The sequence below is a fragment of the Paenibacillus sp. FSL E2-0190 genome (assembly GCF_037992965.1).
In the GTDB taxonomy this organism is placed as follows: Bacteria; Bacillota; Bacilli; order Paenibacillales; family Paenibacillaceae; genus Paenibacillus_AQ; species Paenibacillus_AQ odorifer.
Genome location: NZ_CP150306.1, coordinates 1,121,039 through 1,136,326 on the forward strand (window position 1 = coordinate 1,121,039; position 15,288 = coordinate 1,136,326).

10 protein-coding genes and 1 riboswitch are annotated in these 15,288 nt (G+C 46.3%); of the genes, 9 read left to right on the top strand and 1 reads right to left on the bottom strand.

The window, feature by feature from the left end; all coding sequences use genetic code 11:
• Window positions 1-24: 24 nt before the first annotated feature.
• The 9 genes from NST25_RS04755 to NST25_RS04795 all read left to right on the top strand — a co-directional run bounded on the left by NST25_RS04755 (window position 25) and on the right by NST25_RS04795 (window position 14,019).
• Entirely contained in the window at window positions 25-882 is an 858-nt protein-coding gene (locus tag NST25_RS04755; RefSeq protein ID WP_038568901.1) for a glycosyltransferase family 2 protein, read from the top strand.
• Window positions 869-2,056, top strand: a complete 1,188-nt coding sequence (locus tag NST25_RS04760; RefSeq protein ID WP_036676596.1) for a glycosyltransferase family 4 protein — start codon at window positions 869-871, stop codon at window positions 2,054-2,056. The genes NST25_RS04755 and NST25_RS04760 overlap by 14 nt, the downstream gene beginning before the upstream one ends.
• Window positions 2,056-3,195, top strand: a complete 1,140-nt coding sequence (locus NST25_RS04765; RefSeq protein ID WP_036676593.1) for a glycosyltransferase family 4 protein — start codon at window positions 2,056-2,058, stop codon at window positions 3,193-3,195. Before NST25_RS04760 ends, NST25_RS04765 begins: the two co-directional genes overlap by 1 nt.
• Window positions 3,196-3,256: 61 nt before the next feature.
• The gene (locus tag NST25_RS04770; RefSeq protein WP_036676592.1) at window positions 3,257-4,357 is read left to right on the top strand and encodes a glycosyltransferase; all 1,101 of its coding nucleotides are present in this window, start codon (window positions 3,257-3,259) and stop codon (window positions 4,355-4,357) included.
• 4 nt (window positions 4,358-4,361) lie between these two features.
• Window positions 4,362-5,702: a UDP-glucose/GDP-mannose dehydrogenase family protein gene (locus NST25_RS04775; protein ID WP_076129263.1), complete on the top strand. Its 1,341-nt coding sequence runs from the start codon at window positions 4,362-4,364 to the stop codon at window positions 5,700-5,702.
• A 735-nt stretch (window positions 5,703-6,437) separates the two neighbouring features.
• The gene (locus NST25_RS04780; RefSeq protein ID WP_076129262.1) at window positions 6,438-7,811 is read left to right on the top strand and encodes a sugar phosphate nucleotidyltransferase; all 1,374 of its coding nucleotides are present in this window, start codon (window positions 6,438-6,440) and stop codon (window positions 7,809-7,811) included.
• Between the two features lie 136 nt (window positions 7,812-7,947).
• A riboswitch (cyclic di-GMP riboswitch) is annotated at window positions 7,948-8,027 on the top strand.
• A 12-nt stretch (window positions 8,028-8,039) separates the two neighbouring features.
• Complete coding sequence (locus NST25_RS04785) at window positions 8,040-9,590, top strand: glycosyl hydrolase (RefSeq protein ID WP_081392563.1); 1,551 nt, start codon at window positions 8,040-8,042, stop codon at window positions 9,588-9,590.
• Window positions 9,591-9,741: 151 nt separating this feature from the next.
• A complete protein-coding gene (locus NST25_RS04790) occupies window positions 9,742-11,262 on the top strand; it encodes a glycosyl hydrolase (protein ID WP_256718998.1) in 1,521 nt (506 codons plus the stop codon).
• 51 nt (window positions 11,263-11,313) lie between these two features.
• Window positions 11,314-14,019 (top strand): discoidin domain-containing protein, encoded by a 2,706-nt coding sequence (locus NST25_RS04795; protein WP_340393408.1) that lies wholly within the window; start codon window positions 11,314-11,316, stop codon window positions 14,017-14,019.
• A gap of 87 nt (window positions 14,020-14,106) precedes the next feature.
• Here the strand turns inward: NST25_RS04795 and NST25_RS04800 are convergent, their stop codons facing one another.
• A complete protein-coding gene (locus NST25_RS04800) occupies window positions 14,107-15,171 on the bottom strand; it encodes a GNAT family N-acetyltransferase (RefSeq protein WP_340393409.1) in 1,065 nt (354 codons plus the stop codon).
• Window positions 15,172-15,288 lie beyond the last annotated feature (117 nt).

The window sequence follows — 15,288 nt, forward strand, 5'->3', positions numbered from 1 at the left end:
CGAAAGATAAAGGAGGAAACCTTCATGGATTCAGTAAAAAGCGTGGTAGGCGGCCAAGGCAATTATCCAATATCGGCTGTCATCATCGCTCAGGATGACGAAGTTCGAATATCTAAGGCCATACAATCCTGCAGGTTATTCGCCGACGAGGTGGTTGTGATTGACGGAGGCAGCAAAGACGGGACAGTACAGCTTTCTGAAAGCTTGAATTGTCGTGTATACGTCAACCCTTGGCCCGGATATGCGAAACAGAGGGAGTTCGGAGTAGAACGCGCGGTTCATGATTGGGTCTTCCTTATTGATACTGACGAAGTGGTCAGCGACGAGTTGGCCGCGAGTATTCTTGAACTGAAACCGGGGCTTATGGATCAATCGGTTGCCTATTCTATCTACCGGATCGGTGATTTTATGGGCAGATGGCTGGATCGTGGCGAATATCTAGTGCGCCTCTACAACCGCAAAGCGTATGGCATTCGAAATAGCTTGGTGCACGAGATGCCCGAGGTCTCTGAAGAGCGAACCATACGTTTGACAGGAACCCTCTGGCATTATGGTTACCGCAGTATTAACGATCATGTGGCACGTTTCAATAAGTACACTGACTTGGAAGCTGAAAGTGCGTATGCCAAGGGCAAACGATTTCGGGTCAGTCATCTGCTGTTAAGACCACCAGCCCGTTTCCTGCAAAAGTATTTCTTACACGGGTTGTTCAAGAAGGGAATGTCAGGTTTCGGAGTATCCGTATTCTGGGTCATGTATGAATTCATGGTCGGCTTCAAGCATTACGAATTAATTAGATCGGGAAAGCTGACTCAGCACAATGCGAAGACGAGTCAGACCGAGAAGGAGAATAAAGGAGAGAGAAGCTATGCCGTACAGTGACGGATTGAACATTATGACGACAGGCCTTAGCTGGCCGTCGCTACAGCCGGGTGGGCTTAACACGTATTTCAAATCCGTTTGCGAGCAACTCTCCTCACGTAATCGGGTGCATGCGCTGATTTGCAGTCAAGAGACGCCTGCTACCCCTGAGGAATTGATTATTCACAATGCCGGAGATCCAAAAGATGGGATCTGGAAACGTAAGGATGCTTTCCAGCGTAAGGCGGCCGATCTGATGGGAGAGGGCAGTGGCCGTATAGATATTTTATACACTCACTTTGCTCCTTATGGTATTGGTCCAGCCCTGGAAGCAAAGAAACGTGGGATTCCTGTAGTGATGACTTTTCATGGCCCATGGAATGAAGAAATGAAAATCGAAGGCCAAGGCATTAAGCACCGGGTCAAAACAACCATCGCCAAATCCATTGAACATAGAGCCTATAAGCTAGCGGATAAGTTCATCGTGCTTAGTGAGACGTTCCGCGATATTCTCCATAAGCTGCACGGAGTGCCACTACACAAAATTATTGTGATTCCAGGCGCAGCTAATGTGGAACGTTTTATCCCCGCTACGAATCGATTGGCGATTCGCCGAACCTTGAATTTACCTGAGGGAGCAACAACCGTGCTGACTGTCCGGCGGTTGGTCAATCGGATGGGACTACTCCAGCTGCTTGAAGCCTGGAAGCAAGTTGCGGAGCGATTCCCAAATGCAATTCTGCTGATTGGTGGTAAAGGGCCGTTGCGGGGGGAACTGGAAGAAAAGATCGCCGACTATGGCTTAAGCAACAAGGTAAGGCTGCTAGGCTACATTCCTGATCATGAACTGGCCTCTTATTATCAGGCAGCGGACATGTTCGTGGTTCCCTCACAGGCATTGGAGGGCTTTGGTTTGATTACCGTTGAAGCCTTATCTTCAGGATTGCCAGTGATGGCTACACCGATTGGCGGCAATAAGGAAATTTTGCAAGGCTTCCGGCCGGAGTTGCTATTTAAGAGTTCAAGTAGCGACCACATGGCTGAAGGCATGATCCATATGCTTAGCAATCGAAAACTGCTTCCGAGCCGGGATGAATGTAGGGAGCATGTACTGGAGAGATATACCTGGGAGCATGTTACGGATCAAGTAGAATCCGTGTTCCTACAAGCTTTAGGAGAGGAGGTGACCACGTAATGCTTAGAGTGGCCTATATAGATCACACTGCTAAATGGAGTGGTGGAGAAGTTGCCCTGTTTAACATCCTTACCCATATTGGAGAACAGATCGATCCCCTGGTAATCCTGGCTGAGGATGGTGCCCTGGCTGAACGGCTACGTGAAAAAGGAATGGATGTCCGTATTATTCCGCTGGATGAGAGCATCAGAAGTCGTGGTAGAAATGCAGTCAACTTGGGAGCACCTGCTGCAGCCTTCAAGCTGTTGGCTTATGGTCGCAAGCTTGCGCCGCTTTTAAAAGCGGAGAAGGTAGATTGCGTGCACACCAATTCCCTAAAATCTGCATTATACGGAGCCATCGCTGCAAAAATAGCGGGCGTTCCATTGATCTGGCACATCCGGGATCATATTGGAGCTCCTTATTTAAAGCCAATCGTTGCCAAAGGCATTCGTTTGCTGTCGCGTCTGCTCCCCAATGGAGTCATCGCAAATTCACATTCTACGCTGAATGCTTTGGAGTTGCCGCGTTCCAAAAAAACGCTGGTCGTATACTCCGCTTTCGCTAAAGCGATTGGTAATGGGATCGGTATGCGGGACCAGAAGGATTTTAACGTACTGCTAGTTGGTCGATTGGCGCATTGGAAAGGTCAGCATATTGTGCTGGAAGCCGCAAAAAGCTTTAAGAATGAACCTCGTGTGAAATTCTGGCTGGCCGGAGACGCTCTGTTTGGAGAAGAGGCCTATAAGCAGGAATTGCTGCAAAAGATAAAAAACGACGAGCTTACTAATGTAAGCATGCTAGGGCATGTGGATGATATCCAAGGCCTTATGAATACTGCTGATTTACTGATTCACACTTCGGTAACTCCTGAGCCTTTTGGCCAAGTTATCGTTGAAGGAATGGCAGCGGGATTGCCGGTGATCGCCTCCAATGAAGGCGGGCCGGTAGAAATTGTAGTTCAAGGTGAGACAGGGCTACTGATAGAGCCTGGTGACGCGGCGATACTGGCAGACTCCATTAAATGGATGCTGGATCACCCAGAGGAAAGACGGCGGATGGCGGACAATGGGATGAAACGAGTGAAAGAGCATTTTGTTATCGAGAATACGGTCAAGGACATCGTTGACTACTATAAAGGTTTGTTGGCGGGCACCTGACAGATGAGATGACGCGGTAATTCTGAAGATGATGCTCCATAAAACTTTGAGGATGATTCACATGAAAATTGCGATAGCGCACGATTACTTAATCCAAATGGGCGGCGCGGAAAGAGTGGTGGAAGTCTTTCATCACATGTATCCCGAGGCTCCAATCTACACAACGGTTTTTAACGGAAGCCGCCTTACTGACAATCTCAAAGATGCGGATATCCGTGCCTCCTGGCTGCAAAAGATTCCGGGGGTAAAGACCAATTTTAAAGGGGTGCTGCCACTTTATCCAATGGCCATCCGTGATTTGGACTTTCGCGGTTTCGATATCGTCCTGAGTTCCAGCAGTGCTTTTATGAAAAGTATTCAAGTTCCTAAACATACGTTTCATCTTTGTTACTGCCATACGCCTATGCGCTTCGCATGGGATTATGACACCTACATGGAACGTCAGTCGAATTCCGGGCTGTTCAAAAAAATGCTTAAGGTATACATGCAGCAGCTCAAAACGTGGGACCAACGGACTTCCAAAAATGTGAATCAGTTCGTAGCCAATTCTTCAGTAGTGAAGACGAGAATTCAGAATTATTATCACCGGGATGCAGATGTCATATTTCCACCGATTAATACAGCCCGGTTTACAAGCTCTTCTACCATTGGTGACTACTATTTAATTGTCTCCCGGCTTGTTTCCTACAAGCGGATTGATCTGGCAGTAGAGGCTTTCAATCGTAACGGTCTTAAGCTTTATATCGTAGGGGATGGACCGGATCGCAAGCGTCTCGAAGGCATGGCTAAGGATAATGTATCGTTTCTGGGCCGGCTAGAAGATGAACAAGTAACTGGAATGATGGCACAGTGCAGAGCATTTATTTTTCCAGGAGAAGAGGACTTTGGAATTACACCGCTGGAAGCGAACGCTGCAGGAAGACCGGTAATTGCTTATCAAGCAGGTGGGGCACTAGATACTATTATTCCTTATGTAAATGGTGTGTTCTTTCAGCATCAAGAAGTGGAGGATCTACTTAAGGCTATTTATGAGGTAGAGTCCTACGCTTGGGATATCGATCAAATTATGGAGCATGCACGTAAATTCGATGAGCAGGCGTTTATGGTTAAGTTCAAGCAGTATGTTGAGCAGGCGTACGTCAATTTTCTAAAAGGAGGATGATTATATGAAGCTGACAGTAATCGGTACTGGGTATGTGGGTCTTGTATCTGGCGTGTGCTTTGCACTGGGCGGACATCATGTCATCTGTGTGGATAAGGACGAGGAAAAGATTAAGAAGCTGAAACAGATGGAATCGCCCATCTATGAGCCGGGAATCGAGGAACTGATTGAACTGAATCTTCGTGAGGAACGGTTATCTTTTTCTGCAGATCTCCAAGCGTCGGTGCGCCGTTCAGATATTATCATTCTTGCTGTAGGTACGCCATCATTGCCTAACGGTGAAGCAGACTTAACCTACATTGAGGGTGCAGCCGCTGAAATCGCCAAAGCGATGGAAGGGCACAAAATTATAATGACTAAATCTACAGTTCCAGTAGGAACAAATGAAAAAATCTCTCAAATGATCTCTAAGTATACCCAACATTCTTTTGATATCGTGTCTGCACCTGAGTTTTTACGTGAAGGGTCAGCGATTCGCGATACCCTCCATCCTGATAGAATTATCATTGGCCTTGATAATCCAGAGCTGGAACCAACAATGCGCGAGCTTCATAAGGGTTTCACAGAAAATGTATTTGTAACAGATATACGCAGTGCTGAAATGATCAAATATGCTTCGAATGCATTTTTGGCCACGAAGATTTCCTTTATTAATGAGATCGCCAATATTTGTGAAAAAGTGGGAGCTGATGTAACCGAGGTAGCACAAGGAATGGGTATGGACCAAAGAATCGGGTCATCCTTCCTGCAGGCTGGTATCGGTTATGGAGGCTCCTGTTTCCCGAAAGACACTAATGCGCTCATTCAAATTGCGGGCAACGTCGATTACGAATTCAAATTATTGAAATCTGTAGTCGAAGTGAACAAGGGACAACGGTTTATGATCATCTCCAAGCTGCATGAATCACTTGGCAGCCTGCGCGGTTCGACGATTGGGATATGGGGGCTTGCCTTTAAGCCTAATACTGATGATGTCCGCGAAGCTCCCGCCAGAGAGATTGTTGAGGCACTGGTGGCTGAAGGGGCAACAGTCAAACTATATGATCCAATCGCAGCTACAAATTTCAGGCAGCAATATGATCATCCGCAGCTTCGCTGGTGCAATCTGCCTGAGGAAGCGGCTGAGGGCAGCGATGCCGTATGCCTCTTGACCGATTGGAGCCTACTCAAGGATATTGATCTGCATCAGCTGGCGAAAAGCATGCGCAATGGGGTGCTGATCGATGGACGCAATGTGTATTCCAAGGAGCAAATTGAGGGTACCGGCCTCGTTTATCATTCTGTCGGCCGCCCGCAGATGGGTGGATTGAGCGGTTATTCTGCTAGTGTGGCTGGAGCGGTTTAATCTAAGTTATATTGATTGAACTTGTGTTTTTTCTATTTAGGGATGAGCCGTGACTCCAGAGAATGTTTGGACTTCCAGCCGCTGTTGTCTGCAGATTTCCTGATTTTACCGCTGATAGCGGTAGAAATCCGCAGACAAAGGCGGACGCTATCGCTCTTACAGTTCCAAAATCCCCCTCCGTCACTCCATTCCCTTATCTTAAGTTTCTAAGCAATTTATAAAGTTAGGTACTCTGATTATATACCGCAGTAGCAGTAGCATTTGTAGTTGTCATTGTCTCTGTGGTGGCAACTAGTCTTGCTCTTGTAGTTGCAGTTGTTCTTACAGTTGTTGCAGTTGCAGCTGCCTCCCCCGGAGCAGAAACAAATCTTTAGAAAAACGTGCTTGCTTCCGGCTGGTACAGCCCGGTACGCACGGATCAAGTATTAAGAAGAAGTTGGTTAGGTTAAGAACGGAAAGGGAATTTGGAACTGTAGAAACGGAGTGTTCGCCCGAAAGATTTCCGTAGGAAAGCTAGCTTCGAAAGCATATGCTATCCTCGGATTTCTACCGCGAGAAGCGGTTCAATCAGGAAATCTGAGGATAACAGCGATCGGAAGTCCAAAATCCCTTGGAGTGGTTTCTACCTAACAAATTTTTTTAGTGCATCCGCTCGAAATAAGGCTAAGTGGAAGCTGACGTTTTGATAACAATTCAAATATGCTCGATTTCCATAATTCAAGGAGGGTTCATTCTATGAAAATGGTACTTCTATCAGGCGGTTCAGGTAAACGGTTATGGCCGTTGTCCAACGACTCACGTTCAAAGCAATTTCTAAAGGTACTTGAAAGCCCTCAAGGTGAACCAGAATCCATGGTACAACGTGTCTGGAGACAGCTGGAGGAAGCAGGGATGGCAGAATCATCTTATCTGGCCACCGGCCGTGGCCAAGTAGAAATGATACAAAGCCAACTGGGAAGTCATGTGCCGATTATCGTTGAACCGGAGCGTCGGGATACTTTTCCGGCTATCGCCTTAACAGCTACCTATCTTTATTCAGTGGCAGGTGTTTCTCCAGCGGAGACGGTAGCAATATTGCCTGTTGACCCTTATGTAGAAGCATCTTTTTTCGATACCATAGCTATGCTTGAGGGGACCATGCTGGAAAGTGGAGCAAATCTGGCTCTAATGGGTGTTGTTCCTGAACATGCCTCAGAGAAATACGGATATATTATTCCTACCACCGAAGAGGCGGGGGAAAATGGTTTTATGAAGGTGAGTCACTTTCAAGAGAAACCTGACCGCATACAAGCAGAACAGCTCATCGAGCAAAATGCCTTGTGGAATTGCGGAGTGTTTGCCTTCCGCTTAGGGTACTTGTTAGATATTTTGCAGCGTAAAGGGTTGCCTTTAGGATATGAAGAATTGCAGAAGCAGTATAAGCTATTGTCTTCCATCAGTTTTGATTATGAAGTGGTGGAGAAAGAAGAACATATTGTGGTGCAGCCGTATGATGGATTCTGGAAGGATCTTGGAACGTGGAATACGCTGACAGAGGAAATGAGCAGCAAGCATGTAGGAAAAGGTTTTGTGACGGCGGATTCTGAGGGGACTTGCTTGATTAATGAGCTGGACATTCCGATTACGGTAATTGGTGCGAAGGATCTGATCATTGCGGCTAGCCCGGATGGGATTCTAGTTACCCATAAAGCTGAGAGCCCACGGATTAAAGAAGTGCTGAAGACCTTTGAACAAAGACCGATGTACGAGGAACGCCGTTGGGGTCATTACAAAGTTATTGATTATGTGAAATATGATGAAGGCAATGAAGTGCTGACCAAACGGATTTTTATATCCGAGGGGAATAATATCAGCTATCAATTACATCGCAAGCGTAGTGAAATTTGGACAATCGTCAGCGGCGAAGCAAGTATTGTGCTGAATGAGAAAAAACATAATGTGAAGGCTGGGGACGTGGTACGTATACCGGAAGGAACGAAGCACGCGATCCTTGCTTTGACGGATGTTGAGTTTATAGAGGTACAGACGGGGTCTGAATTAGTAGAAGAAGATAACATACGTATTACTTTAGACTGGAATGATATAGAACTACAACAATTCATTTCATAGGTCTAACCTATCTATTTAACCAATTCAAAATTTCTTGAAACAGGTAAATTGACTCAATTATCAAAAAAAGTCATAAAAACACTAAATATATCATTAATTGTCGTCGATACTTACGGTAAGAGAGATTATTTCTCTTAAATTGAAAAGGCAAACCTATCGAAAGGTAGGGACGCAAAGCTATAGGGCCTTCGAAAGAGTGGCAGCCTGGCTACCGAAAGGGAGATTATTTTGAAAGCTTACCGTACGTATCGATTGTTTGGTGCATTTCTGTCACTCGTCCTGTTTCTGACTGCACTTCCGCTTGCTGTTGGAATTTCGCCGTCTGTTGTCATAGCTGCTTCAAATTCTGGAACGCCAGTTACCCCAGGTGCCTCACCTGAAGCCGTAAAGCTGCTTAACTATTTTTACTCGATCTCAGGAAAAGGTATTATTGCCGGTCAACATGACTATTTAGAAAGTCCAGATGAAATTAACAATATGCTGAAGGGAACCAGCGGACAATATGCGGCTCTTCACGGTTATGAAATGGGTGCGATCAGTGGCCAGTCCGAAGCAACGATGGCTTGGCAACGTCAAAATGTGGTGAACAGCGCCATCAACTGGAATAAAGCGGGCGGGATCGTAGCTATGACTTTTCATGCTAACCTGCCGGGCACCTCTTATGACTGGGATAATGTGAAAAAAACACTTAGCCAGAGTGAGTTCGATAGTTACGTTACACCGGGTACCAAGCAATATAACAATCTGATCGCTGAGCTTGATAAGGTGGCCGTCTCTTTAAAAAGCTTGCGCGATGCCAACGTTCCGGTGCTTTGGAGACCCTATCATGAAATGAACGGGAACTGGTTCTGGTGGGGGAAGAAAAATAACTTTTCTAAACTATGGAATATTATGTATGACCGTTTTGTTAACGTTCATAAATTAAATAATTTGTTATGGGTATGGAGTCCGAATGCTCCCAATGTTTGGTCAGATCCTTATGCGCTAACTTATCCAGGTGCTGATAAAGTAGATATTCTGGCAGCAGATATATACGAAAATGATTACCAGCAAAAATACTATGACAGCTTATTGAGTCTAGCCGCAGGCAAACCGATTGCGATCGGGGAAAATGGTGAAATGCCTAATCTGGAGAAGCTTCAGCAATCGCAAAGTAAATGGACGTATATGATGAGCTGGGGAAAAATGCTCTACGAGAATAACAGTGCAGACACAATCAAAACATTTATGAATAGCAACTATACCCTGACCAGAGATAAATTAAATACTGGTCTGGCACCGACACCTAGCGCCGCACCAGCGCCGGCACCTTCTGAAGAAGAGGGGGAGGCAGCAATTCCTCTCGCGAAGGGGCTTGCAGGAGAGTATTACAACAACATGCAATTGTCGGGAGCAGCAACTCTTAACAGAACTGATGCAATAATCGATTTCAATTGGCGGCAAGGCTCCCCGGATGCCGCCCTCGGGATTGATCGGTTCTCCATACGTTGGAGCGGTAAAATTAAGCCATTATATAATGAGCAATATACATTTTACACTACCTCAGATGATGGTATCCGTGTCTGGGTGAATGGGGAATCCGTGATTGATAGTTGGACTAAGCAAAGTGGTACTGAGCGTAAGGGCACTATAACGCTGAAGGCTGGCCAGCTATATGATATCAAGGTGGAGTATTACGAGAATGAAGGCGATGCGAGAGTCCGCTTGATGTGGGAAAGTGCTAGTCAAGCTAAAGAGACAGTTCCAGCAAGTGCACTTTTTCTTCCGGATGTCTCCTGATTGATGAAAATTAAAGGTCGATCCTTAGTGGCTCTGCGTTATTGCAGAGCTACTAAGCTATAGTCCTCATTAGGTCAGAAGACGATTGTCCGATAACAGGTATGTTTTTAACACCTGTGGAGGCAGTACAGCTACCGAAAGGAGGATTTATTTGCGTAAATATTATAAGAAAAACAGATTGTTGTTTACTATGTTACCGGTCTTTATTATTTTTTCCTTGCTGCCTTGGGGAGAGGTTAAAAGTCTTCCGAAGGCTATGAGTGTTTCTTCCTCCCTACCTCCGGCTATACCAAGTAATCCTTCGGCTTCTGAAGAAGCCAAGCAACTGCTAAGTAATTTGGTAAATCTACGTGGCAAAGGGCTCTTGTCCGGCCAGCATGATTATCTAGAAAGTCCAGATGAACTGGTTCATAAGCTGAAGAATACTTCGGGACAAAATGCTGTTCTACATGGTTATGAATTAGGGGCGATTAATAATCAATCCGAAGAGACGATCGCAGAACAGCGGCAAGCTGTTATAGACAGTGCAATTGAATGGCATCAAGAGGGTGGCATTGTAGCGATGACCTTCCATCAGAGCTTACCGGGAACCTCTCCAGAGTGGTCCAATGTAAACAGAAGTCTCAGTCAAGAGAAATTTAATGCTTATGTTACACCTGGGACAGCTCAGTATAAGAGGCTAATCTCAGATCTAGACGAGGTTGCTGGATATTTGGGTCAGCTGCGTGATGCCGGAGTTCCGGTCTTATGGCGACCTTACCATGAAATGAATGGTGGTTGGTTTTGGTGGGGGAAAAAGGACAATTTTTCAGAGCTGTGGAGTATTGTCTATGATCGTTTTGTAAACACACACAAGCTAAATAATCTACTGTGGGTGTGGAATCCGAATGCGCCGAATGAATGGTCAGATCCATATGCTGCATATTATCCCGGTGGGGATAAACTCGATGTTCTGGCTGCGGATATCTACAATAACGATTATAAACAGTCCTACTATGAGGATCTGCTCGCATTGGCCGAGGGTAAACCTATCGGAATCGGGGAGAGTGGGCAACTGCCGAACCCGGATGTATTAACTGAGAAACAAAATAAATGGGTCTATATGATGACCTGGGGAAAATTACTGACAGAAAATAATACACTACAGTCAATTAAAAGCTTTATGAAAGACTCGTTTATAGTATCAAGAGAGGACTATGTTCTCACAACAGGAGATCCTTCGATAGCACCCGTAACTCCGGTAACCCTAACGGGTTTAACTGGAGAATACTATAACAATACTGATTTAGAGGGAGAAGCGGTACTTATCCGCAATGACCGTAAGATTGATTTTAATTGGCATGGTGGGTCTCCTGCCTCAGAGATAAATGAAGATCACTTTTCTGTACGCTGGAAAGGGAAACTCAAACCCAAATTCAGTGAAAAATATACGATTTCGGCATCCTCTGATGATGGAGTCCGTGTCTGGATTGACGGAAAGCTGATCATCGACAATTGGAAAAATCAAAGTGCAACCCTTCATAAAGGAAGTATCCCACTCACAGCCGGAACGCTTTATGATATCCAAATTGAATATTATGAGAATGAAGGAGATGCCAATCTTCGTTTGCTATGGGAGAGTTCCAGCCAGAAGCTGCAGGTAATTCCACAAGGGGCATTGTTCCTTCCTTAATCTAATGAAATGATAGGGTAAGACATTCCGGAAGAAAGAGAGGACCTATGGATGGGAATAACGAGGAGAATATCTAATAGAAAAAATAAGATATCTGCAAACAAACCATTACTGTTATTACTAAAATTCGCCGCATTAACCGTCTTGTTTCTGTTGTCTGTCTCTGTCTTCGGAACGAATAGGACAAACGATTATAAGGTAGGTGCCAATATACCGAGACTATCTGCAGGAACTGATGCTGCAGCAGAAATACCGGATGGTACTGTGATCTGGAATCTGGGACAACATGATGGCTCAGCAGCTGAATTCGCTGCGAGTGGCACTTCTGGCAGCAAGAAGGAATTTAATGTTACTTCTTCGGTGCTCAAATCATCGGCTCTTCAGAGCTTGCCTGCAGGCTTGAATGGAAAGACCCAGCCGGAATTAACGATCACCTATCAGCTAAATAAGATCCCGGAGAATGGGGTCTTATTTAGCGTAGGTATTCTGGATGCTTATAAATCCGTGCCGCAAATGAGTGTGTTCTCCAATCATCAATTGTCGGGGATCATTCAAATTGCGGGCGTTGCTGGCACAGAAAGCGAATATAACTTTCAAAAGACCTATGAATTATATATTCCCAAGGAGCAATTGAAGATAGGAACGAATGAATTGAAGCTGCAAACGGTTCGCTGTTTATATTGCAGTGACAAAGAAGACGAATATTCCTGGTGGACTTGGGATAATCTCCGTTTAGAATCTCTTAACGCTCCAATTTCTGAGCCTATCCATGGCAGCTATACACTGACGGGAACAGTAGTGAATAATAAACAATTTTATTTCGATGAAGGTGCAGTTACGCACTTGCCTTATGTTATCAAATGGCTAGGGATGGCTTATAGCGGGAATGTGATGCGTACTAGCTGTGCCAGTGATGTCGGGAGATCCTGCTCGGATATGATGGAATATTACAAGGTATTGCAGGATTACAACATGCAGGCGGTTGCTTTGTATTTGCATACTGGTGATATTAAGCTTAAGGCAGATGGATCGTTGCCTGCTGACGCGGAGAAAAAGCTGACAGATTATTTTGAGCAATATAGCCCCTATTTTCAATATTATGAGGTAGATAATGAGCCGGGATTATTCAATCGTTCTAAGGCAGTGAACCTGGCAATTGCGGACTGGCTGAATAAAAAGGGCAAGCAAATCGCGCCCCATTTACAAACTGTTGCTCCGGGCTGGGCATATTGGCCGAGCTACAGTGAGGATTCCTGTGGTAATCAGAAGGGAGCTGGGAAGGAATGTGGAGATCCGGATGGCTGGGAACGTGATCCAGAGCAACGTATGGAGCTGGAGAAGGTTACGGATTTGACCAATGGACATTCCTACGGTGACTCTTATATTTTTAGTAATGGAGGAAGCTTTACTGAGAATTTGAAGACCTTCACTGGCGCAGACAATGGACTCGGCAAAAAAATGCTGACCACTGAATTTGGTACCTCGGACAGTCATGTGGATGCCTATCAATACGGGGCAACGGAGCGGACAGCGGCTGTATTCGACCGGATCATGCGTGCACATATTGGTTATGCGGATATGTTTGTGCAGCATGCTGCTTTTTTTAAGGATTTCAGTTTATTCAAATACGGGTTTAATTTAGAAGAGCATGATCCGGCGACCACAGAGATTTATTATACAAAAGAAAATGAGGATTCACGTGTCAGCATCATGAGAAGGCTCAGTCTTGCCTATGCTACACATGGAGCTCCGCTAACTTATCAAATTGCCAACAAAGATGTGTTAGCCGACAAGCTGGTATATGTTCGGGCCGTGGATACTTCTACATTGAAGCCTCTTGCGGGAAGCGGAGCGACCTCAAATAAGGTGCTGGTTAATTTCGTTAACTTTGAGTCAACTCCACAAACTGTGAGTGTAAATGTGACTATGCCGAAAAACGGGGTGTATGAAGGGGAACGTTTTGGAAACGGGGATACGTATGAAAAAGCAAGAAGTTATGTAACAGGTAAAAAGGCTACTCCTACGTTAACCTTTACGGAGACCCTTGCTCCAGGAGAGGCTGTGCAGTATATTTTGCAGCCTTCCTCTGAAGTAAAGCCGTCGGCACCTAAAGGATTCAAAGCCGCAGCAACAAAAGGTTTAGCTGTAAAATTAAATTGGTTGGAGGCCCTAGGAGCAAGCTATGAGCTGCTTCGCGCTGAAGGTAGCGGCGGGGAAATGAAGGTGGTGGCCACCGATGTGAAGCTTACAGAATATACGGATCATAATTTACGTGAAGGGACGTTATATACCTACGCGGTAAGGGTATCCGGCTCTAATTTACTGTCCGATAAAGTTCAGATTACAGCCACCGGACTGGTTCCTCTGGATCGTACTAAATGGAAGGTATCCTCAAATGTGAATACGGCAGCATCAGCTCCTAGTCTGGCTATCGATGGGGATCGGCGCACGCGCTGGGATACGGGAAAACATCAGGTATCCGGAGAGTATTTTCAGATTGATCTGGGTGAAGCACATGAAATTGAAAGAATAGATTTGGATAGCACGTTATCACCGTTTGATTATCCAAGAGACTATGTAGTCTATATTTCTGACGATGCTCAAAACTGGAAAAAACTCACGTCTGGAAAAGGTACGAAAGAGCTTACTAAGATATCCTTTTCTAAAGTGAAGACGAGGTATGTCAAAATTGTACAGAACGGAGCCGGCGGGAATTATTGGTCTATTCAAGAGCTACAGGTGTACTCCAGAGAATAAGCAATTATTTGAATTTATATAACTGTTAATAGAGCATACTAAATAACCTCAGCGGGATCGTTCTCCCGCTGAGGTTATTTTTGTGCTTTAAATAAAATGGAGGCCTGACATATAAGGTAAAGGGATTGCCTCTGATTCCCCCAAGGAATCAGAGGTGCGAAGCGGGCTCGCTGGATCAAACAGCAGCGAGATCAGCTCCTTGTCGTCCACAGACGACAAGTCGAGGCTACGCTTGCGGCATACTTCCGTCTGCCGCAAAAGCGCTTCCCGGTCTGCGATGCAGACCGTCCCGCTGTTCGCGCCGGCGCTTAAGGAGGCGCCGGCGTCCCGCAGAAGCGCGAGCAGGCTGCGCTCCTGCCACGGCACAGGCACTTGCAGCGTGCCAACGCCGCCGCACAGAGCCGCCTTGGCCAGCAACGCCGCTACCGCTTGCGGCTGGCCGGCCCATTCCACCGCCGTCGCTGGGCTCGGCGCCGGCACATCCGCCGCGGGCACAGCCATCGCGGCGAACCCCTCGATGCTGCCGTTCCGCACGGCTACGAGTGTGCGCTGGGACAAGCCCAGCACACCCGCGTAAGCCTCGGCACCCAGCAGCAGCGCCAGCTCACCCGGACTGTACACCTGTCCGGCTTCGCGTTCATTCAGCAGCCGGTTGACGGCGAAGAAGTCGCCCGGCTGCATGGGCCGCAGCGTCCATTCTTCCCCTGCTGCGGCAGCAAGTGCGTCAGCCGAGCTTGCGTTCAGCTCGGCAAATTGCGTACCGCCGAACGGTACGCATCCCGCTCGGGTATACAGCGAGCGGTCACCCGAGACAAAGATAAGCGATGCGCCGGCATTCGCAGCATGGGTCTGGCATAGCTGTAGAAGCTGACCGGCTAGTCCTTGGCCGCGATAAGCAGGATCTGTGCAAACCGCGCCGATGGAGAACACGTTCAGGAGAGCTTCTCCAGTGCGGATCGTGGAGGGCACCAATCCCATAAAAGCAGCGATGTTACCGTCCTCGGCAACGGCTGCATAAGAGTGAGTGTAACCAGGGCTAAAAATCAGCGGAAACAGCTCTTTCATAGAAGTGTCGCCAGCTTTACGAAAGATGGAATGGGCTAGAAGAGCGGCTTGCTCCAGCTCCGCAGGTTTAATTAATCTCAATTGCATATACAGTCAGCCTCCTTATATGTAAATACGAGTAGGGTAGAAAGGAATTATTTTAAGTATAAGCCCCAGCGGATGAAATCTTCAATCCTGCTTATATTATTCAATGTCTCAAAAGGA